General features: G+C 65.4%; 20 protein-coding genes. 10 read left to right on the top strand and 10 right to left on the bottom strand.

The window, feature by feature from the left end:
* Nucleotides 1-264: 264 nt before the first annotated feature.
* Nucleotides 265-1341, bottom strand: a complete 1077-nt coding sequence (locus tag ABIA40_RS12565) for a methyl-accepting chemotaxis protein (protein ID WP_404541285.1) — start codon at nt 1339-1341, stop codon at nt 265-267.
* 282 nt (nt 1342-1623) lie between these two features.
* Between ABIA40_RS12565 and recJ the strand changes: the two genes are divergently transcribed.
* The 3 genes from recJ to ABIA40_RS12550 all read left to right on the top strand — a co-directional run bounded on the left by recJ (nt 1624) and on the right by ABIA40_RS12550 (nt 5252).
* Nucleotides 1624-3465 (top strand): single-stranded-DNA-specific exonuclease RecJ, encoded by a 1842-nt coding sequence (gene recJ, locus ABIA40_RS12560; protein WP_404541284.1) that lies wholly within the window; start codon nt 1624-1626, stop codon nt 3463-3465.
* Nucleotides 3466-3554: 89 nt separating this feature from the next.
* Nucleotides 3555-4364, top strand: a complete 810-nt coding sequence (locus tag ABIA40_RS12555; RefSeq protein ID WP_271546613.1) for an SDR family NAD(P)-dependent oxidoreductase — start codon at nt 3555-3557, stop codon at nt 4362-4364.
* Nucleotides 4365-4460: 96 nt separating this feature from the next.
* A complete protein-coding gene (locus ABIA40_RS12550) occupies nt 4461-5252 on the top strand; it encodes an aldolase (RefSeq protein WP_404541281.1) in 792 nt (263 codons plus the stop codon).
* Nucleotides 5253-5291: 39 nt separating this feature from the next.
* On the opposite strand, the gene ABIA40_RS12545 is transcribed toward ABIA40_RS12550, so the two are convergent.
* Nucleotides 5292-6176: a LysR substrate-binding domain-containing protein gene (locus ABIA40_RS12545; protein WP_404541279.1), complete on the bottom strand. Its 885-nt coding sequence runs from the start codon at nt 6174-6176 to the stop codon at nt 5292-5294.
* Between the two features lie 108 nt (nt 6177-6284).
* Between ABIA40_RS12545 and ABIA40_RS12540 the strand changes: the two genes are divergently transcribed.
* A complete protein-coding gene (locus ABIA40_RS12540; RefSeq protein WP_404541277.1) occupies nt 6285-6974 on the top strand; it encodes an FMN-dependent NADH-azoreductase in 690 nt (229 codons plus the stop codon).
* A 50-nt stretch (nt 6975-7024) separates the two neighbouring features.
* Here the strand turns inward: ABIA40_RS12540 and ABIA40_RS12535 are convergent, their stop codons facing one another.
* Nucleotides 7025-8254 carry a lytic murein transglycosylase gene (locus ABIA40_RS12535; protein ID WP_404541275.1) on the bottom strand — a complete coding sequence of 410 codons (1230 nt, stop codon included), beginning with the start codon at nt 8252-8254 and terminating at the stop codon, nt 7025-7027.
* Between the two features lie 190 nt (nt 8255-8444).
* Here ABIA40_RS12535 and ABIA40_RS12530 point away from each other — a divergent pair, with 190 nt between their 5' ends.
* Complete coding sequence (locus tag ABIA40_RS12530) at nt 8445-8696, top strand: hypothetical protein (RefSeq protein WP_271546604.1); 252 nt, start codon at nt 8445-8447, stop codon at nt 8694-8696.
* A 35-nt stretch (nt 8697-8731) separates the two neighbouring features.
* Here the strand turns inward: ABIA40_RS12530 and ABIA40_RS12525 are convergent, their stop codons facing one another.
* Complete coding sequence (locus ABIA40_RS12525) at nt 8732-9250, bottom strand: MarR family winged helix-turn-helix transcriptional regulator (protein ID WP_157285853.1); 519 nt, start codon at nt 9248-9250, stop codon at nt 8732-8734.
* Nucleotides 9251-9304: 54 nt separating this feature from the next.
* Here ABIA40_RS12525 and ABIA40_RS12520 point away from each other — a divergent pair, with 54 nt between their 5' ends.
* Both ABIA40_RS12520 and ABIA40_RS12515 read left to right on the top strand, forming a co-directional pair.
* A complete protein-coding gene (locus ABIA40_RS12520) occupies nt 9305-9784 on the top strand; it encodes a carboxymuconolactone decarboxylase family protein (RefSeq protein ID WP_157285852.1) in 480 nt (159 codons plus the stop codon).
* A gap of 21 nt (nt 9785-9805) precedes the next feature.
* Entirely contained in the window at nt 9806-10309 is a 504-nt protein-coding gene (locus tag ABIA40_RS12515) for a cupin domain-containing protein (protein ID WP_225141852.1), read from the top strand.
* 29 nt (nt 10310-10338) lie between these two features.
* Here the strand turns inward: ABIA40_RS12515 and ABIA40_RS12510 are convergent, their stop codons facing one another.
* The 3 genes from ABIA40_RS12510 to efp all read right to left on the bottom strand — a co-directional run bounded on the left by ABIA40_RS12510 (nt 10339) and on the right by efp (nt 13616).
* Complete coding sequence (locus tag ABIA40_RS12510) at nt 10339-11325, bottom strand: DUF808 domain-containing protein (protein ID WP_271546600.1); 987 nt, start codon at nt 11323-11325, stop codon at nt 10339-10341.
* 77 nt (nt 11326-11402) lie between these two features.
* Nucleotides 11403-13004, bottom strand: coding sequence for a M23 family peptidase (locus ABIA40_RS12505; protein WP_404541272.1), 1602 nt, complete (start codon nt 13002-13004; stop codon nt 11403-11405).
* 45 nt (nt 13005-13049) lie between these two features.
* Nucleotides 13050-13616, bottom strand: coding sequence for an elongation factor P (gene efp / locus ABIA40_RS12500; RefSeq protein WP_028136595.1), 567 nt, complete (start codon nt 13614-13616; stop codon nt 13050-13052).
* Nucleotides 13617-13778: 162 nt separating this feature from the next.
* Between efp and epmA the strand changes: the two genes are divergently transcribed.
* The 3 genes from epmA to ABIA40_RS12485 all read left to right on the top strand — a co-directional run bounded on the left by epmA (nt 13779) and on the right by ABIA40_RS12485 (nt 16245).
* A complete protein-coding gene (gene epmA, locus ABIA40_RS12495; protein WP_271546596.1) occupies nt 13779-14831 on the top strand; it encodes an EF-P lysine aminoacylase EpmA in 1053 nt (350 codons plus the stop codon).
* Nucleotides 14828-15922: a lysine-2,3-aminomutase-like protein gene (locus tag ABIA40_RS12490; RefSeq protein ID WP_404541270.1), complete on the top strand. Its 1095-nt coding sequence runs from the start codon at nt 14828-14830 to the stop codon at nt 15920-15922. The genes epmA and ABIA40_RS12490 overlap by 4 nt, the downstream gene beginning before the upstream one ends.
* 68 nt (nt 15923-15990) lie before the next feature.
* The gene (locus ABIA40_RS12485; protein ID WP_157285847.1) at nt 15991-16245 is read left to right on the top strand and encodes a hypothetical protein; all 255 of its coding nucleotides are present in this window, start codon (nt 15991-15993) and stop codon (nt 16243-16245) included.
* A 62-nt stretch (nt 16246-16307) separates the two neighbouring features.
* On the opposite strand, the gene ABIA40_RS12480 is transcribed toward ABIA40_RS12485, so the two are convergent.
* The 3 genes from ABIA40_RS12480 to ABIA40_RS12470 all read right to left on the bottom strand — a co-directional run bounded on the left by ABIA40_RS12480 (nt 16308) and on the right by ABIA40_RS12470 (nt 19318).
* Nucleotides 16308-17393 (bottom strand): 3-deoxy-7-phosphoheptulonate synthase, encoded by a 1086-nt coding sequence (locus ABIA40_RS12480; RefSeq protein WP_271546593.1) that lies wholly within the window; start codon nt 17391-17393, stop codon nt 16308-16310.
* A gap of 235 nt (nt 17394-17628) precedes the next feature.
* A complete protein-coding gene (locus tag ABIA40_RS12475) occupies nt 17629-18207 on the bottom strand; it encodes an HdeD family acid-resistance protein (RefSeq protein ID WP_275509755.1) in 579 nt (192 codons plus the stop codon).
* 70 nt (nt 18208-18277) lie between these two features.
* A complete protein-coding gene (locus ABIA40_RS12470) occupies nt 18278-19318 on the bottom strand; it encodes a PrsW family glutamic-type intramembrane protease (protein ID WP_271546589.1) in 1041 nt (346 codons plus the stop codon).
* Between the last annotated feature and the right edge of the window lie 284 nt (nt 19319-19602).

The following is a 19602-nucleotide window of genomic DNA, read 5'->3' as shown; positions in this document are numbered from 1 at the left end:
CACGCCTCCCACGTCACTCATGTGGTGCGAAGTGACTCTAGCCGATCCATGGCGCAGGCTCTTGCCTGTAGCGGGCTTACCTTGCCGGAAAATGCTGCCAGCGTTTTGCCCGACGTGTCAAAATGTTTGGTCGCCGCAAGCGGCGGACTGGCCCTTGAAAATGCTAATGAAAACAATCCCCAGGCTACTGTGCATGGGGTTGTTTCGCAGTTTTGGATGGGACGGGCGACGGCCTCCGATTCCGGGAGGCGGCCGCTGCTCGCCTCACGACCCGCAGACGATCACGCCGTACCAGCCGAGCCCTCGATAGGTCTCGTAGCCCGGCGTGGCATGGAACGCGACCAGTGTGCCCGTGCGTTCCTGATAGAAGCCGGAGCGCTGGCCGTTCAGCGACAGCGAGATGCGCTCGCTGAGGATGCCCTGGCCGTCGGACGCCGCGATCACGCGGAAATTCGAATCGACCAGCAATACGCGCGCCTTGTCGCTGTCGCCGACGCGCACGCCCTGCACGATGGCGCGGGCCTGCGGCTCCCAGTCGAAATGGATGGCGAGAACCCCGATCGGCGCGCCATGGGCCTGGCCGCCGGCGCGGACGCTGGCGCAATAGGTCGCGACCTGCGCATTGCCGAGCAGCGGTTGGTTCTCGACGTCCCCGGCGACATAGTCGTCGCCGGAGCGAAGGGCTCTCGCGTCGCGAAACCATTTGGTGTGGGCGACGTTCTGGCCGACGACGCGGAAGCGGTCGGCGCGGCCGTTGGCGACGACGTTGCCATCGAGGTCGCAGAGCCAGAGATCGAGATAGACGGTGTAGGCCCCGAGGATCACGCCGAGGCGCTGCGAGGCATGGGAGACGGCCGCAGCATTGGACGAGGCTGCGCAATCGACCACGGCGGAATCGGTGGCCCACCAGCGCACGTCGCAGGTGCGTTCGTAGAGATTGCGGTCGATCAGCTCGATCGCGTTGAGCGACAGGTCGACCATCCGCTCGCCGCGGGAGCGCTGGCTCATGCGGTCGATCGAGGCGACGAGATCGCCGGTGCGTTTCGTCAATTGGGTCTCGAGCTCGCGGGCGATGGTTTCGACCTGCTGGCCGACGCCGCGCACCTCCTGTGCCACCACCGCAAAGCCCGCGCCTTGCGCGCCGGCGCGGGAGCTCTCGATCAGCGCGTTCAGCGCCAGCATCTTCATCTGGTTGGTGATCTGCTGGATCGACTTGGTCTTGTCGACCGCGATCTGGTTGACCTCGGCGGTGAGACGGTTGATCAGCGCGGAGACGTCGGAATCATCGTCCGCGGGTTCGGTGGCGATCGGCTTGGCTTTCAGACCCAGCGCAGCAGACATCGGGAACTTCCCTTGGCAATGAGGTCTGATCTGCAATGAACGGGGAACAACGACTTACAGATCGAATACGATTCTTTTTCGAGGATTCCGCCTAACGCCTGCTTAATTTGCTGTTTGGCGGGATGCCTAAATGATAGTCACTCCGGCCTGCCTGCTGGCCATCCACCGCTTTGTGCGTCCCGGCCGTTGCAAATCGCCGGGGTTTCCCAGCCAATCCTTTCAAGCCAGTCGCGGCCCCGAGCGTGTCGCCCGGACCCGAGTTCCCAATCGATAGCCCTCGTCATGACGCCTCCCGCATCCGCGCTCCCCGTCGAAGCGCCCCAGGCCTTCCTGGGCGTGGCGCGCTCGCTCACCGACAAGCTGTGGCGCGACCGGCTCGATGCGCGCGGGGCAGCCCAGGCGCTCGCCATCGTGCAGCGGCACCAATTGCCGGAACTGCTGGCGCGGGTGCTGGCCGGCCGCGGTGTCGACATCGATGCCGTCGCCGACTTCCTCGATCCGACCATCCGAAAGCTGCTGCCGGACCCGTTCACGGTGACGGAAATGGAGGCCGCCGCCAAACGCATCGCGGATGCCGCGACCAGGGGCGAGAAGGTCGCGATCTTCGGAGACTACGACGTTGATGGCGCGACCTCGGCGGCGCTGCTGGCCTGGCATCTGCGCCATTGCGGGCTCGATCCGCTGATCCACATTCCCGACCGGATTTTCGAGGGCTACGGCCCCAACACGGAAGCGGTGCGCGCGCTCGCGGGCAAGGGCGCCACGCTGCTCGTGACCGTCGATTGCGGCACCACCAGCATCGAGCCACTCGCCGAGGCCAAGCGCCTCGGCATGTCCGTGGTCGTGATCGACCATCACCAGGCTGGCACGGAGCTGCCGGTGGTGGATGCGCTGGTCAATCCGAACCGGCTCGACGATCTCTCCGGCCTCGGTCATCTCGCCGCTGTCGGCCTCGTGCTGGTGACGCTGGTCGCGGTCAATCGCGAGCTGCGGCAGCGTGGCTTCTGGACCAGCGAAATGCCGGAGCCCGATCTCCTGGGCATGCTGCATCACGTCGCGCTCGGCACCGTCGCCGACGTCGCGCCGCTGATCGGCCTCAACCGCGCTTTCGTCGCCAAGGGGCTGATCGCGATGCGTCGGCGCGACCATGTCGGCCACACGGCGCTGATGGACGTGGCGCGGCTCAACGGCCCGCCGGAGGCCTGGCATCTCGGCTTCATGCTGGGCCCGCGCGTCAATGCCGGCGGCCGTATTGGCCGCGCCGATCTCGGCGTGCGGCTGCTGCTCGAAGGCGACAGCGTCGAGGCGGCGCGGATCGCGGCCGAGCTCGACCGTCTCAACAGCGAACGTCGCGTCATCGAGCAGGCGGCGGAAGCCCAGGCCGAAGCCGAAGCGCTGGCCTCGATCGGGCTGGAGGACAAGCTCGCCGTGATCGTCACGGCCTCGGAAGGCTGGCATCCCGGCGTGGTCGGCCTCGTTGCCTCCCGCCTGAAGGAGAAGTTCTCGCGGCCCGCCTTTGCCATTGCGCTGGAGCCGGGCGGCATCGGCACGGGCTCGGGCCGTTCGATCGCCGGCGTCGATCTCGGCAAAGCAGTGCGGCAGGCGGTCGCCGACGGCATTCTGCTCAAGGGCGGCGGCCACGCGATGGCTGCGGGCGTGACGCTGCGGAAGGAGAAGCTCGCCGAATTCCGCGCCTATATCGAGAGCGCGCTGGCGCGCGACGTCGCCGAGGCGCGCCACGTCAACGAGCTCTATATTGACGGCGCGGTCACCGCCCGTGCGGTGACGCCGGAGCTGGCGACGACGCTCAACCGCGCCGGTCCCTTCGGCAGCGGCAATCCGGAGCCGGTGCTGGCGCTGCCGTCGCACCAGCTCGTGTTTGCCGACGAGGTCGGGCAGGCGCATCTGCGCCTGCGCTTCAAGGCGGGCGACGGCGCCATCGTCAACGGCATCGCGTTCCGTTCGGTCGGCCAGAAGCTCGGCAATGCGCTGCTCGCCAATCGCGGCCAGCCGATGCACGTTGCGGGCTCGCTCTCGGTCGATCGCTACCAGGGCGCCGAGCGTGTGCAATTCCGTGTCGTCGACGTCGCGCTACCGGACCAGGGGCCATCCGTGATTAGATGACGCATGATCCGGAAAAGTGCGAAGCGGTTTTCCGACAAAGATCATGCGCAAAAAATAACGGCCTCGAACGACAAGAAAAGGGAGTGAGCATGGCAGGGCAGGTTGAGGGCAAGGTCGCGCTGGTGACGGGTGGCGCCTCCGGCATAGGCGAGGCCATCGTCGAGCTGTTCGCGCGCGAGGGCGCGAGTGTCGTCGTCACCGATATCGACGAGCTGCGCGGCCCGGAGCTCGCTAGGCGCGTAACAAACGTGGGCGGCAAGGCGATCTTCCTGGAGCAGGATGTCACCAGCGAAGAGCGCTGGATCGAGATCGTCGCCGAGATCGCAAAGCGCTTCGGCCGGCTCGACGTGCTCGTCTCCAATGCGGGTATCGGCATTTCCGTGCCGTCGATCGTCGACATGACGCTCGCCGACTGGCGCAAGCAGAACGCGATCAACCTCGATGGCGTGTTCCTCTCGGTCAAGCATTGCCTGCCTTTGATGCGCAGGACCGGCGGCGGCTCGATCATCATGATGTCCTCGCTCGCGGGCCTGCGCGGCTCGCCCGGATTGTCGGCCTATTCGGCGACGAAGGGCGGCGTGCGGCTGTTCGCCAAGTCGATCGCGATGGAATGCGCGGCTGCGGGCGATGGCATCCGGGTCAACTCGGTTCACCCCGGCATCATCGACACCCCGATCTGGGGCAAGATCCCGACGGGGGCGGCCGGCGCCGGCCAGAACGCTCCGATCGATCCGGAGGAGCGCGCCCGCGTCGTCACGCCGCTTGGCCGCGCCGGCCACGCCGCGGAGATCGCTTCGGGCGTGCTGTATCTCGCTTCCGATGCCTCGCGCTACGTCACCGGCAGCGAGCTCGTCATCGACGGCGGCATGAACGCCGGCGGCGTGCCGCGGCGCGCTTGAGCTGCGCAGGGCAGGGTGGCTGCCACAGGGGCTGACGCGCAGGCGTTGCCCCTGTACAAGATGAGCAACTGCCAACCGACAGAGGTTTTACTCGCCATGGCGCACAGCCTTCACGCGTCCTCGCCCGCGCCGCATCGTTCGAACCGGCCCGATCTCGCCACCGACGCGATCCGCACCGCGCGCGAGGATCTCGCCGCCTGCTTCCGCATGGCCGCGCGCAACGGCTTTGAGGAGGGCATCTGCAACCACTTCTCGGCGGTGGTGCCGGGCCATGACGACCTGTTCCTCGTCAATCCCTACGGCTACGCCTTCCGCGAGCTAACCGCGTCGAAGCTGTTGATCTGCGACTTCCACGGCAATGTCCTCGACGGCGAGGGCGTGCCCGAGGCGACCGCGTTCTACATCCATGCCGAGATGCACAGGCTGCTGCCGCGCGCCAAGGCCGCCTTCCACACCCACATGCCCTATGCGACGGCGCTGTCGATGACCGAGGGCGAGCCCCTGATCTGGGCCGGCCAGACCGCGCTGAAATTCTACGGCCGCACCGCGGTCGACCGCGACTACAGCGGCCTCGCGCTCGACAGCCGCGAAGGTGCCCGCATCGCGTCCGCCGTCGGCGATGCCGACATCGTTTTTATGAAGCATCACGGCGTGATGGTGCTGGCGCCGACCATCGCGGAGGCCTGGGACGATTTGTATTATCTCGAGCGCGCCGCTGAGGTGCAGGTGCTGGCGATGTCGACGGGGCGGAAGGTGCTGCCGGTCGATCCCGCCGTTGCGGCGGAGACCTACAGGCAGATGCGCGAGGGCGATTCCGAATCCGCGCGGCTGCATCTCGCCGCGATCCGGCGGCAGCTCGATGCGGTGGAGCCGCAATATCGGCACTGACCACGATGTCATTCCGCGGCGCGCGAGCTGCGCTGCGTATCAGCGGGCCGCGTTGAACTCTGACTTCAGCCAGTGTCGTACAGCCTCGACCGGCTCGGTGAGCGGCCGGTCGCGGCTGCGGACCAAGTGCAGCGAAGAGCCTTCCAGCTCCGGCCCGAATGGTGCGATCAACGTTCCCTGCGAAAGTTCGTCGGCGACGAGCACAAGACTGTGCAAAGCGATACCAGCACCCGCGACGGTTGCCTGGATGGCATGGGTTTCATCGCTGAAACGCACGCCGGCGCGCGCATCAACGTCGTTAATGCCGGCCGTCTTGAGCCAGCGCCGCCAGGTCGGATTTCGGGCATCACGACGGTGCCAGTCGAAATGTAGCAGCGTTGCTGAGCGCAGGTCGCTCGGTCTTCGGATGCCCAAGCGCGGACTGACCACCGGCGCGAAACGATCGACCGTGAGCGGCTCGGCAATCAGATCGGGATAAGGACCGGAACCGTAGCGAAGTGCGAGGTCCGCGGTCGAATTGAGATCGGCCACCTCCAAGCTCGCAAGCAATGTGAGATCAATGTCGGCTCTGCTCTTTCGGAGCCCAGCAAGACGCGGCACCAGCCATTTGGCTGTGAAAGCCGGCGTCGCCGAAAGTGTGACCACCGCCCGGCGTCGCTTCCGGCTCAATCCTTCCAGAACACGCGCAAACGCATCAAAGCCGTCGCGCAGGACTGGAAGCAGGACCTGTCCTTCCGCGGTGAGCAGAACCTGCCGGGTCCGGCGCTCGAACAGCCTGACCCCGACCGTCTGCTCCAGCTGTCGCACCTGATGGCTGATCGCGGTCGGCGTGACGTGAAGCTCGTCGGCCGCGCGCTTGAAGCTGAGGTGACGTGCCGCCGCTTCAAATGCACGCAATCCCGCCAGCGGAGGAAGCCTTCTCATCGCGAACTCGAGGATGAATGCAGTTCATCCATAAGCTGAGCAACTTTCGTTTGTCAACGACGGGGCCTGAACCGATCTATTGGGCAAACAGATGAGAGGAGTGCTGCAATGCAACTGCTACAAATCGATTCAAGCGCGCGGTTGGAGCCTTCAGATGCAAATCCGCGCGGTTCGCACACCAGGCGTCTAACTCAGCGTTTCGTCCAGCGATGGCTACAGTCGCGGCCGGGGGATCGCGTCGTCAGCCGCGACCTCGGTCGCTTCGCACCGGGCCCGGTGACGGACGGCTGGGTCAAAGCGGCCTTCGCGAAGCCCGATCGGCGCGAGCCATGGATGAGCGAGGCTTTGGCGGAAAGCGATGCGCTGGTCGACGAGTTGATCTCAGCTGATCTGATCGTCGCGGGCGTGCCAATGTACAACTTCGGTGTGCCAGCGCAGTTCAAGGCATACATAGACAACGTCGTTCGGGTCGGACGCACGTTCGGCTTCGACCGATCACGCCCGGACGATCCATATTCGGCGCTGCTTGCGGGCATGGACAAGCGTCTTGTCCTGCTCGGCTCGCGCGGAGACTACGGGTACGATCCGGGCGGGCGCATGGCCGCCGTCAATCATGCCGAAGGAGCCGTCCGGGACGTGTTTGCTTTCATCGGGATCACGGCCTTCCACAGCATCGCAGTCGAGTACGACGAATTCGCCGACGATCGGTTGCAGGCGTCGATTGCCGCGGCCGAGCGTGCCGTGGATGACCTCGTCGACGAGCTGCTGAAGCTCACAGAACAGCGAAACGCGGCTTAAGGGTCGGCTGCAGCTGCGGCGGAGGCGCCAGCGCCGAGCTCCCAGCCGTGCTAGTTGGTTTGCCGCAGCTTGGCCAGCACCTTCAGCCCGCCGTAGCCGTCGGCGGGCGCGATCCCGACCTTCTGCTGAAACTCCTTGACTGCCTTCATGGTGTCGTTGCCAACCCGGCCGTCGGTGCCGCCCGTGTCGAAGCCGGCCTTGGTCAGGCGCGTCTGCATCTCCTGCACTTCGGCGAGCGTCAACGCCCGCTCGGAGCCCGGGAAGGGCTGGATGAAGGGCGGGGCTCCCAGGCAGCGATCCCCGAGATGGCAGATCGCCAGCGCGTAGTTCATGGAAGGGTTGTAGCTCTTCACCGAGTAGAAATTCGGCCCGAGCAGGAAGGTCGGCCCGCCCGCAACCGGCGTCCACATCTGCGCGGATGCATTGGGCTGCGGAAATGATTGGCCGTCGGCACGAGTCACGCCGGCCGCCTGCCAGGCCGCAAACGTCCGGCTGCCGCTCATGTTGGCGGGCGCGCGCACCTCGTAGCCCCAATGCTCGCCGCGGTGCCACTTGCCGCGATTGACGAGATATTTTGCGGTCGAGCCCAGCGCATCGTCGGGCTTGCCGAATGGCGAGACCTTGCCGTCGCCGTCATAGTCGATACCGACATTGAGCCAGACCTCCGGCATCCATTGCGAATGACCCATCGCGCCGGCCCATGATCCGCGCATGTCCTCAGGCGTGGACCAGCCCTTGTCGACGATGCGCAGTGCATTGATCAGCTCGGTCTCCCAATAGGCCTTGCGGCGCGGCTCGTTCCAGGCGAGCGCGGCGAGCGAGGGAAACACCGGCCGCATGTGGTTCTGCTGCACCAGCGGATCGCCATAGGCGGACTCGACGCCCCATAGCGCCAGCAGCGTGCCGCGCTCGACCCCGAAATCGCGCTCGATGCGGGCGAACAGCGCCTCGTTGTTCTTCAGCGCGATCTTGCCGTTGATGATGCGCCAGTCCGAGACGCGGCGGTTGATGTACTGCCAAACCTGCTCGCGGAATTCGGGCTGGTTGCGCATCTGCGCAAACACGCTCATGTCCGGTTCGACCCGTCCCATCGCGCGCTGCCATGTCGCGGCGGAAATACCTTTTGCCATCGCGCGCGCACGAAAGCTCTCGCGCCATTCGTCGAAGCCGGGAGGCGCGGCGAGAGCGCGGGTGGGAAGCGCGAGCAAAGCGGCTGCACCGAGCGTCGACTGGAGCAGGGCGCGGCGTGTATGACGGGGCGAGGAATCAGTGTGCTTCATGGGCACATTCTAGCCGGAAACATGGCACGCGTGAGTCGGTTCCGAAACGGCCGCGTGCGTCAACTCGGCCCGACCCCGTCGGTCGTTCCCACCGGAACAAGTGCCCCACTCCCGCATTCCTCCCACGCCAGAGGAGAATAGTCGGTCCTGGTACGGCCGGCCTTCCTGTTCATCGAATCGTCGGGGTGGAATGAAGATACGCACGCACGCCGAAAGCCATATCGTCGAACTCGACGACGGATCGCAATGGAAGATCTTTCCCGGCGACCTCGCGACGACGCTGAGCTGGAAGCCCGAAACCGATTTGCGTCTGGAGCCGAGCGGTGAGCGGGTGAGTTCGCACGTGCTGGTCAATCCCGCCGACCAGACCCGGGTGCGGGTGATCGCGGCGGACGAGAGCTGGCCGGACGGCGCAGTTAAGAACGCCTTGAAAGGCGGGTAGCACCAGCGGCCACGACAGCCGCGAATGCCGGTCGCCTAGTCCTCCTGAAGGTCAGCCGCGATTCCGGCAAGCCAACGCCGGATCGCGGTTTCCGCCTTTGCATCCAAATTGCGAGCGAGCCGCTTCTCCAATTCGAGCACACGCTGCCGGCACGTCTTCAAAAGAGTCGCGCCTCGCGGCGTCAGCGTCCATTGCTGGATGCGGCCGTGAACGGGATGAGGCGTCATCGCAATCGCGCCGTCGCGTTCGAGATTGCGGATGATGACGCCGACGGTCTGGGGCGTCAGGAAGGTGAGGCGGGCGACATCGGCCCCCGACAAGCCCGGATAGGCGTTCAGCATCGTCAGCACCGCGAATTGCGGCGAGGTCACGCCGAGATCGGCGAGCGTGCGCTCCATCGTCAGGCGAACCGCGGCGTGGGCCTGGCGCAGCAGGTAGCCGAGATAGCCTTGCTCGCCGCGCTTGCCTTCGCCCGGTGCCGGGACATGCACCGCGCCGGCTGCAACGGCCTTGCGGCCCGATTGCAATGTCATGACATTCGTCTTGCGCGACATATAAGAGCTCTTATAATGTATCTGAGCTCTTATAATAAGCCGAGGTGAATGGCAATGGCACACGCCCGCAGCGAATACGAGGATTTCAAGCGGATCGCGCCCGATGCGTTTGATCTGGTGCTGGCGCTGGGCCAGCTTGCGGCCAAGGCCGGCCTCGACAAGCAGCTGCTCGAGCTGGTCAAGCTGCGCGCCTCTCAGATCAACGGCTGCGCGTTCTGCGTGCAACACCACGTCCTGCTGTCGGAACGGATCGGCGTTCCCCTCGACAAGCTCCATCTGCTCGCGGTCTGGCGCGAGGCGCCGATCTTTTCGCCGCGCGAGCGGGCTGCGCTCGCCTGGGCCGAGGCGCTGACCTGTTTGCCGGACGGCGTCAGCGAGGAGGTCTACGCGGAAGCGTCCGGCGAATTCTCCGAGACTGAACTGACGTACCTGACCTCGGCGGTCGCCTCGATCAACGTCTGGAACCGTTTTGGCGCGGCGTTTCGCTGGACGCCTGCAAAGCGGCCGGCGGCCGCCGTTGCCGCTTCGTCCTGACGGGGAGAGGGGAAGATCACGATGACAGCCATGAGCCTTTCAGCCGTGCAGTACCCGTTGCCGTCACGTTCGACAGCGTTCGCCGTCATCGCAGGATTAGTTTGCGCGCTGGCAATCGGCAAAGCTCTGCCGGTGACGATCGACAGCGTGTCCAGCGCCCTCGCGCCGCTCTGCGCGACGGCGGCGGAAGGCTCGCCGCTCGATAAGGTTGAGCCGATCGGCTCCTACGCGCTTCCGAACGTGCCCGGCAAACGCGTTACCATCGTGCGCGTGTCCTATGGTCCAGGCGGGTTTTCGCGCCCGCATCGTCACTCCGGCTCCGTCACCGCCTACATCACCAAGGGCGAGATCCGCTCGCAGCTCGGCGGCGGCCCGGTCGAGACGTTTGGCGTCGGCCAGTCCTTCTTCGAACCGCCGGGCTCGACGCATCTGGTCTCGGCCAATGCCAGCATGACCGAGCCGGCGGAACTGATCGCGGTGTTCGTGGCGGATGAGGGCGCGCAGCTGACGACGTTCCTGGAATAGGCTGCGCGCGTCATCCGCAATGGCTGTGCTCAGGCCGATCGCGATCGCCTCAACCGCTTCCAGGCCGGCGCGAGTCCGTATTGGACGACCGGAATGGCAACCGCGCCGACGAGCAGTCCAAGCGCACCCGAGATGGCTGCCTCGACCGACCATTCGACGATGCCGGCAACGGATGGAAGGAGATGTGCGGCAGCCTCGGTTATGGCATGGACCGTGTGGCCGATCGCGGGTGGGCCGTACTTCTCGATGCCGTGCAGGATGATGCCACCGCCGACCCAGATCATGGCGGCGGTGCCGATCGTGCTCAGCACCGCCAGGAAAACGGGCATGCCGCGGACGAGCGCGCGCCCAAGCAATCGGATCGCGCCGCCGGCGAGCGAGGCGCCGTCGAACCGCGCGAGGGCGATGCCAGCATCGTCCGCCTTCACGATCAGGGCCACCACGCCATAGACGCCAACAGTGATGAAGAGGCCGACCAGCGCCAGCACCAGCGCCTGCGTCCAGATGCTGCCCGCCGGGAGGGCCGCCAGCGTGATCGCCATGATCTCCGCCGACAGGATGAAATCCGTCTTGATGGCGCCAGCGACCTTCTCGTCCTCGACCGACTGGGCATTCAACGCAATCGGCTCGAGCTGAGCTTCGTGCTGGTGCGCATGATGCGGCATCACGGCTTCGAGCACCTTTTCGGCGCCCTCATAGCAGAGAAAGGCGCCGCCCAGCATCAGCAGCGGCGTGACCGCAGCGGGAAGGAAATAGCCGAGCAGCAGGGCAATCGGCAGCAAGATCAGCAGTTTGTTGCGTAGCGATCCGACCGCGATCTTGCCGACGATCGGCAGCTCGCGTTTCGAAGCAAAACCGATGACGTAGTTCGGCGTGACCGCCGCATCGTCGATGACCACGCCAGCCGCCTTTGTGCCTGCCTTGGCTGCCTGGCTGGCGATATCATCGAGCGACGCTGCAGCCACCTTAGCGATCCCCGCGATGTCGTCGAGAAGACCGATCAGTCCGACACTCATCAACCTATCCTTCTTCGTTCGAGCGGGGGCGCGACCAGAGGCTTTCCTGCCCGCTCCGGCAACGAACCAGTACGCTCTCAGTTCTGCTCGCCGCCCGCTCCCTCGCGCAGGTCAGGCTTGAGCACGTCTTCCGGCAGCGCATGGGCCACCGGCTGCGCCGTGACCGCGATCTCCGGGCCGATCTCGCGGCCGCGCGCGCGGATCAGCCGTTCATAGGCCGAGACCAGCGTCACGTAGGGGCTGACCCAGATCCAGCCATCGCGGGTGAATACCTGGACGTCGAAATGCAGGTGCATCGAGGTGCCGGCGGGACGGTCGAGGTAGTTCGAGATCACGCCGATCTTCTCGCCTTCGGTGACGATGCGGCCGTTGAGCACGCCATCGGCGTTCATCGCATGCGGATTCATGTGCATGTAGCGGAAACGAATGTGCTCGGTGCGGCTATTGACCTGAAGCGTTGCGGCCTGGTCCTTGGCTCCACGGATGACGATTGCGTCACGCACGGCGACGACGCCGCGCCGCTTGGGATCGCAGGGCTCGCGGCCTTCACCGGGCGAAGGGCAGTCGGCGGCGCGGATGTCCTCGCCCTGGTGGCCGTAACCTCCGCCGCATTGCCACACCTCGAAACGGCGCGACTCGCAGAAATTGTCGCGCCAGGGATAGGCGGTCGGGCCTTCGCTCTTGTCGCGCTTGCCGAAGGATTGGGAGCGCACGAAGGCGGGCGCCTTCTCCAAGGGAAAGCGGATCTGGGCATAGGCCATGGCGTCGGGATGACCGCCCTGCTTGCGGTAGCCGGTGTTCGGAATGATGTCGCCGCTCGGCCGGTAGCTGAAATCCGGTGAACGCACCGCGGGGCGATCGATAATGTTGGACGCAACGTCCGCCAGGGGCCGCATGCGCTGGCCGCCTGCGACGCGCAGTGCCTTCAGGAAGCGCTCGGCGACTGGATAGGCCTCCTTGCAGGCGAGCCGCCGTGGCCTCGCGACACTGTCGAGGCACTGGATCGAGACCACATAGGCGGCGCCGAAGCGGGTGAAGGCATAGCGCACATAGCCTTCCCGGATGAACCTGCGCAGATCCGGGTAGGTTGCGGCGAGCGGCTTGACTGGCTCGCCCTTGCCCCCGGCCGGATCGGCGATGTCGTAGAGCAGCGCCGAGCCCGTGATCTGCACCTCGACAGGCTTTGCGTACACCCGGCTCGGCATGCCGTCACCGGCGCCGGGCTCGAGCGAGAAGGTCGCGCTGTAGCCGGCAGGACCGGCATCGAACATGTCGACGGGATTGAAGTCGGCTTGGTAGCGCGCCAGCGCGAGCGTCGCCGGCGCGCCGCTGCGCTGCGCATCGAGATACGCGGCGGCGTCGAACGGCAGCAGCACGGGGACGGGACTTCGGGTAATGCCGGTGAAGAAGCGCGAGGAGACCGCGTTGAGCTGCACCAGTGCCGGCATCGCGCGCGGATCGTAGCGCGGCACCGAACGGCGCGGTGCGAAGATGAAGTCGCCCGCAATTTGCGGACGGCTGTTGATCTCGCTGCGAAGCTGGTCGAGCGCCGCGCGCCACTCGATGCGCAGGGCCGTCAGCGAGGGGCTGCGGAATTCATCCGCAGCGATCGGTGCGGCAACGAGAAGCGACGGCCACGCCAGGAGAAGCGAGACGAAGCGGAGACTGTTCCTGCCCACTGCTTCGCCCCCCGGCGGTACCTGTTCCGATCCTCGATGGCTCGCTTAGTCCTTGGCACGCTCGGAGTAGGAACCGTCTTCGGTCATCACCACAATGCGCGTGCCGACCGAGATGTGCGGCGGCACGGTGGTGCGCACGCCGTTGGACAGCACCGCCGGCTTGTAGGAGGAGGAGGCGGTCTGGCCCTTGGTCACCGGCTCGGTCTCCACCACTTCCAGCGTCACGCGCTGCGGCAGTGCGATCGACACCGGATTGGTGTCATGCATCGACAGTTTGACGGTCATATCCGGCTGAAGATACGCGGCCGCGTCGCCGACGACGTCCTTGGAAACCTGAACCTGGTCGTAGGTCTCGGGGTTCATGAAGTGGTAGCCATCGCCATCTTCGTAAAGGAAGGTGTAGTTGCGCTCTTCGATGGTGGCCTTTTCGACCTGGTCGGTGGTCTTGTAGCGTTCCGAGATCTTTACCCCGTCCGAGATTCGGCGCATTTCGATCTGGCTGACCGGGGTTCCCTTGCCGGGATGGATGTTCTCGGCGCTCACGACGACATAGAGCTTGCCGTCTTGCTCGATCACGTTGCCCTTGCGAATAGAACTGGCGATGACTCTCAAAGCTGTATTTCCTGCTTGCTTGGCCCGGCACCAGCCAGGACGTGGTCGAATTGCTGGGGGACTTGGGGCCTCAAATCGGACCTCGGCACCCGTTTCGGGCCGCAACATACTGATTTTGCCGTTGGATGCCAGCATTTTGCTGCCGGCCGGGGCGGTGGGTTGATGGCTGGGGACAAGCCGATGTCGCCGTTTTGGTCGCCCGCGCGCCACCTCGACCGACGGCCGTTCCTCCAGGCAAGGGGCGCCGTGACCGGAGCTTTGCGGGGGTTTTTCGCCGAACAGGGGTTTGTGGAGGTCGAAACCTCCATTATCCAGGTCTCTCCGGGCAACGAGACCCATCTGCACGCCCCCAGGACCGAGATCATGCGGCCCGATGGCAGCCGGGCCAGCCGATACCTGCGCACCTCCCCCGAATTCGCCTGCAAGAAGCTGCTGGCGGCGGGCGAGACGCGGATTTTCGAGTTCGCACGGGTGTTCCGGGACCGCGAGCGCGGCGACCTGCATCTGCCCGAGTTCACCATGCTGGAATGGTACCGGGCGGGAGCGCCCTATGATGCCATCATGGCCGATTGCGTCGTCGTGATCGCCCGAGCGGCGCAGGCGACCGGGATCGAAGCCTTCTCCTTCCGCGGCCGGACCGCCGATCCCTTCGCCGAGCCGGAGCTCCTGACGGTCGCGGGCGCCTTCGCGCAGTTCGCCGGCATCGACCTGCTGTCGACAATCTCGGGCGGCGAGGGTAACCGTGCGGCGCTTGCCGCTGCGGCAGCCGGGAAGGTCCGTGTCGCCGAGGACGACACCTGGTCCGACATCTTCAGCAAGGTCCTGGTCGAGCACGTCGAGCCGCAGCTGGGGCAGGGGCGTTTGACCATCCTGTTCGAATACCCATCTCCAGAGGCGGCACTGGCGCGGGTGAAGACGGACGATCCGAGGGTCGCCGAACGTTTCGAGGTCTATGCCTGCGGCGTCGAGCTCGCCAACGGCTTTGGAGAGCTGACCGATGCCGAGGAGCAGCGCAAACGCTTCACGGAATCCATGACGGAGAAGCAGCGCCGCTATGGCGAAGCCTATCCGCTCGACGAGGATTTTCTGGCGGCGGTCGCCGCAATGCCGGAGGCGAGCGGTGTCGCGCTCGGCTTCGACCGGCTGGTGATGTTGGCGAGCGGCGCCACACGAATTGATCAGGTGGTGTGGACACCGCCTGCGGATGAGAGATGACAAAGACGAACCTTGCACGCACCCTGCGCGAACCTGCCGAGCTGGTAACCGAGGGCCTGGCGCCCGCATCGGCGCTGCCGGCGCTCGAACGCGTCGCCGCGCGCTATGCCGTGGCGATCACGCCGGATCTGGTCGGGCTGATCGATGCGACGGATCCCGACGATCCCATCGCGCGGCAGTTCGTTCCTGTTTCGGCCGAGCTCGAGGCGCAGCCGGGCGAGAATGCCGATCCGATCGGCGATCACCCGCATTCGCCGGTCGCGGGAATCGTGCACCGCTATCCCGACCGCGTGCTGTTCAAGCTCGTGCACGTCTGCGCGGTCTATTGCCGCTTCTGCTTCCGCCGCGAGATGGTCGGGCCCGGCAAGGAGAATGCGCTGTCGGAGAGCGCCTATCGCGCCGCGATCGACTACATCCGGTCGCATGGCGAGATCTGGGAAGTGATCCTGACCGGCGGCGATCCCCTGATGCTGTCGCCCCGGCGGATGAGCGAGATCATGGCCGACCTTGCGGCCATCGATCACGTCAAGATCATCCGTCTCCACACCCGTGTCCCGGTGGCCGAACCCGCGCGCGTCAGCGCGGAGATGGTTGCAGCCCTGAAGGTTGCGGGCGCGGCCACCTGGGTCGCGGTACACGCCAATCACGCGCGCGAACTGACGGGAGCCGCGCGCGATGCCTGCGCGCGGCTCGTCGATGCTGGAATTCCCCTGGTGAGCCAGTCCGTGCTTTTGCGCGGCGTCAATGACGACATCGCCGCTCTCTCGGATTTGATGCGAGCTTTCGTCGAATGCCGGATCAAGCCCTATTATCTGCACCACGGCGATCTCGCCCCGGGAACGGCGCATCTGCGCACGACGTTGGCAGCGGGGCAGGCCTTGATGCGGCAGTTGCGCGGGCGGGTGTCGGGTTTGTGTCAGCCGGACTATGTCATCGACATTCCCGGCGGTGCCGGCAAGTCGCCGGTGGGTCCGAATTACGTGTCGGCGGTGAAAAATACCGCAAACGAGACAAGTGAAGCGGAATCAGAAACGCGCTATCGTATCGTCGACTATTGCGGCGACGTTCATCTCTATCCGCCCGAAGCATGAGTGGCGATGGCATCGACGCTGACTTGAGTGCTGGGCTTGGACGCTGATTTGAGAATGGAGAAATGGACATGACGAAGATCATGCTGGCAGTATCGCTCGTGGTCTTGCTTGGCGGCGCGGCTGTTGCGCAGACCGGCGGCTCCAAGGGGTCGACCTCAAGCGGCGCATCGTCCGGATCGGTGTTGCCGGCGCCGGTCGGTCATCGCCAGCCGCGTGCCAGCGATGTGCCTAGCGAGAAGAATCTGAGCGATGCGAACGATCCGCTCAGCAAGGAAAACCAGGCGCTCGACAAGAAGATCAAGAGCATCTGCCGCGGCTGCTGAGGCTTTACACCTCTCCCCGTCGGGGAGAGGTGAGGAACGAGGCATCCTAAACTCGTGATCCGTCAGGCTGACCTCTCGTGCAGTCCGGCGCGCTGGATATTGCGGCGAATCTCGACCGCGTCGGCGAGCTGCTCGAGCGTCTTCGCCGTCGTTGCCCAGTCGATGCAGCCGTCCGTGATGCTCTGCCCGTAAGTGAGCGGCTTGCCCGGCACGACATCCTGGCGGCCGGCGACGAGGTTGCTCTCGATCATCACGCCCATGATGCGGCTCTCGCCGCCAGAGATCTGGCGGGCGATGTCGGCCATCACCAGCGGCTGGTTCTCCGGCTTCTTGCTCGAATTGGCATGGCTGGCATCGACCATCACCAGCGGGGCAACGCCGGATTTGGTCAATTCGTTGCAGGCCGCCGCAACGCTTGCCGCGTCGTAGTTCGGCTCAGCTCCGCCGCGCAGGATGATGTGGCAGTCCTCGTTGCCGGCGGTCGAGGCGATCGCCGAGCGTCCGAGCTTTGTGACGGCCATGAAATGATGGGGATGCGAGGCTGATTTCACCGCGTCGGCCGCGATCCGCACATTGCCGTCGGTGCCGTTCTTGAAGCCGACCGGGCAGGACAGGCCCGAAGCCAGCTCGCGATGGATCTGGCTCTCGGTCGTGCGCGCGCCGATCGCGGCCCAGGAGACGAGGTCGGCGATGTATTGCGGCGTGGTCATGTCGAGGAACTCGGTGCCGGCGGGCAGGCCGAGATTGTTCACCGCCGCGAGCACGTTGCGCGCGAGCCGCAGCCCCTTGTTGATGTCGAAGCTGCCGTCGAGGTCGGGATCGTTGATCAGGCCCTTCCAGCCAACCGTGGTGCGCGGCTTCTCGAAATAGACCCGCATCACGATCTCGAGCTGATCGGCGAGATCCTCGCGAAGCTTTGCGAGCCGCTCGGCATAGTCGAGCGCCGCCTTGGGATCATGCACCGAGCAGGGGCCGACGACGACCAGAAGGCGGTCGTCCTGATTGCTCAGGATGGCATGGATGGCGTTGCGCGCGGCCATCACCACACGCGTCGCAGTGAGCGTGCGCGGGACCTCCCGCATCACCTCTTCCGGCGTGCTCAGTTCTTTCAGTTCGCGGATACGAAGATCGTCGGTCGTGCTCAGCACGGCGGGCTCCTGTCTGTTTTAGAACCTGCCGGCCAATAAAAAAGCCGCCAGGTCTGGCGGCTGTTCGGACGTTTGCTGCAATGTTTCAGATTGAGCGCGATCCTCCCGCCGCCAGCGAGCTGTCGTAGCTAAAATACCAAAAATAGCTGGTGGCGACGGTGATCATGGAAAGGCCATATAGCGTGCCGCTGACGCCTTGTCACCCCCCAATCAGAATGTGGAGCGACGAGGCGCCTCAACTGTTGCCTTTGCGTGCCGCCAGCGCCATTCCGATCAGGGTGGCGCCGCCGAAGAGCAGGTTGATACCGACGAGGACGCCAATGGCCCACTCCGCCGAGCTCGGCAGCCCCGTGATCACCATGAACGAGATCGCGATGTCGACGAGGCCCGAGATCAGCAGCCATGACCAGCGGCCGCTGAGCTCACGGCGGTGCTCCAGCGCGTACATGATAGTGGCGACGCCCTCGGCGAGGAAATAGGCGCCGAGCACGATAGTCAGCGTCAGCACGGCCTGCATCGGCCGGGCCAGCAGCAGCAGGCCGGTGAGCACGGCCAGCGCAGCCGAAATCAGCGACCACCAGAAGCCCGGCGTGCTGCGCGCCCAATAGGTCGCGATCAGTCCGCCGATGCCGCCGATCAGGAACATCCAGCCGAGGAAGATCGCAGTCGCAAGACTGGCGAGCGGCGGCAGGATGAGCGCAGCAATGCCGAGGACGGCAAGCAGGATCCCTTCGAACAGAAAAGCCTTCCAATGTGCCTTGACCGCCTGGTTCATCTCGGATTGGAGGCGGACAAATTCCTCGGGCGATGTCATCGTCTGGCTCCGGAACGAGAGGATTGCGTCCCAATCTAGTGGGCCTGTCGCGCGTTCGCCATGCGTTGGATCAAGTGCCGCCGGGCGCCGACGAAAAGCCTTCTGCGTTGGTGCGAATGCGGTTGCGGCCGAGAATGTAGATCGCCGATGTGACAATCAGAAGCGCTAGGCCGAGCAGGATCGAGACGAAACCGATCGGAATCAGCGCCAGCGTCAGGTTGCGCTCGGGGTTGATCAGCCAGTGATGAATCGAGGTCAGGACGAAGGCGAGCCCGACGAAGCCGATGCCGCCGCCGGCGAGCAGCAGCGCCCACATCCGGCGCAGCTGGCTGAGCCGCTCGCGCGCGACATCGGTTCGCGGCGCGTGGTGGCGCGCGACGCGCCGCACCAGGCGGATGGCGAAGGCAATCGAGCTGAAGCCGATCAACAGGCTTGCAGCGCCCAGCCACATGCGGAGCGTCGGATCGAGATCGGGCATGCGCTGGAGCGTCAGCAGCGGGAAGTCGAAGGCCGTATGGAGCGCAAGCGGGCCGCCGAAGATCAAGAGCCGGCTGGAGAGACGGGCCCAATCGCGATGGTGGCGGTTTGCGCCAAGCGCCGTGCCGGCGCGCGCGATGGTCAGGTAGGCGCCGGCGATGATGCCGAGCGCGCCGTGGAACGGCACGGTCAGGACGCTGCGCAGCGCGGCGAGCGAGCGCCACATGTCGGCGTGATGGACCAGGTAGGCGAGATTCTCGTAGGCGGCGAAGCCGAGGCCGACCGCGGCGCCGTAGACCACTGTGTCCATCGGATTGGCAAAGGTGCGCCGCTTGGTCGAGGAGACCAGCACGATGGCGAGCACCTTGACTGCCTCCTCGGGCAGCGCGACGCCGAAGATCGAATGCATGGCCAGCGCCGCCCAGGGATCGTCGGGGGCGGCGACCATCTTGGCGAAGGGGGCGCGGGCGAGACCCAGCAGAGAAATGCTGGCCGCGCCTAACAGGAATGCGGTCCAGACCTGGGCCGGCGGCCCGGGGCGTTCCTCGGCAGCGATGACGAGCCAGAGCAACAGCAGCGCCGGGGCGATAGCGGCAGTTCCAATGACGGTGGGGAGCGCTTCGATCAGGTACATTGGCGCCGAAAATAGGTTCCCTTGATCCGCTTATCTACGCTCACCGATGCGACCATGTGTCATGCGCCGGCTGTCGGCTTCCTGAAGGCGTGCGACAGCTGCCGTTCATCCGGGCTCATTGTGGGGAGTAGAATGCGAGCGCAATCAATCGCATGATGGCAGAAGCTCGCCAGTCACGGCAACGATTGCCCGGCACGCTGGGGATTGTGATTTGCAAGCCAGTTCAAGGAAATGCGCGGGATTCCTCGATTCCTGGCTTACCCGGCCCATCGGCCCGCGGGCGC

It is taken from the genome of Bradyrhizobium sp. USDA 223 (genome assembly GCF_044909005.1).
Taxonomy (GTDB): Bacteria; Pseudomonadota; Alphaproteobacteria; order Rhizobiales; family Xanthobacteraceae; genus Bradyrhizobium; species Bradyrhizobium yuanmingense.
This window is presented reverse-complemented; position numbering and strand designations above follow the sequence as displayed.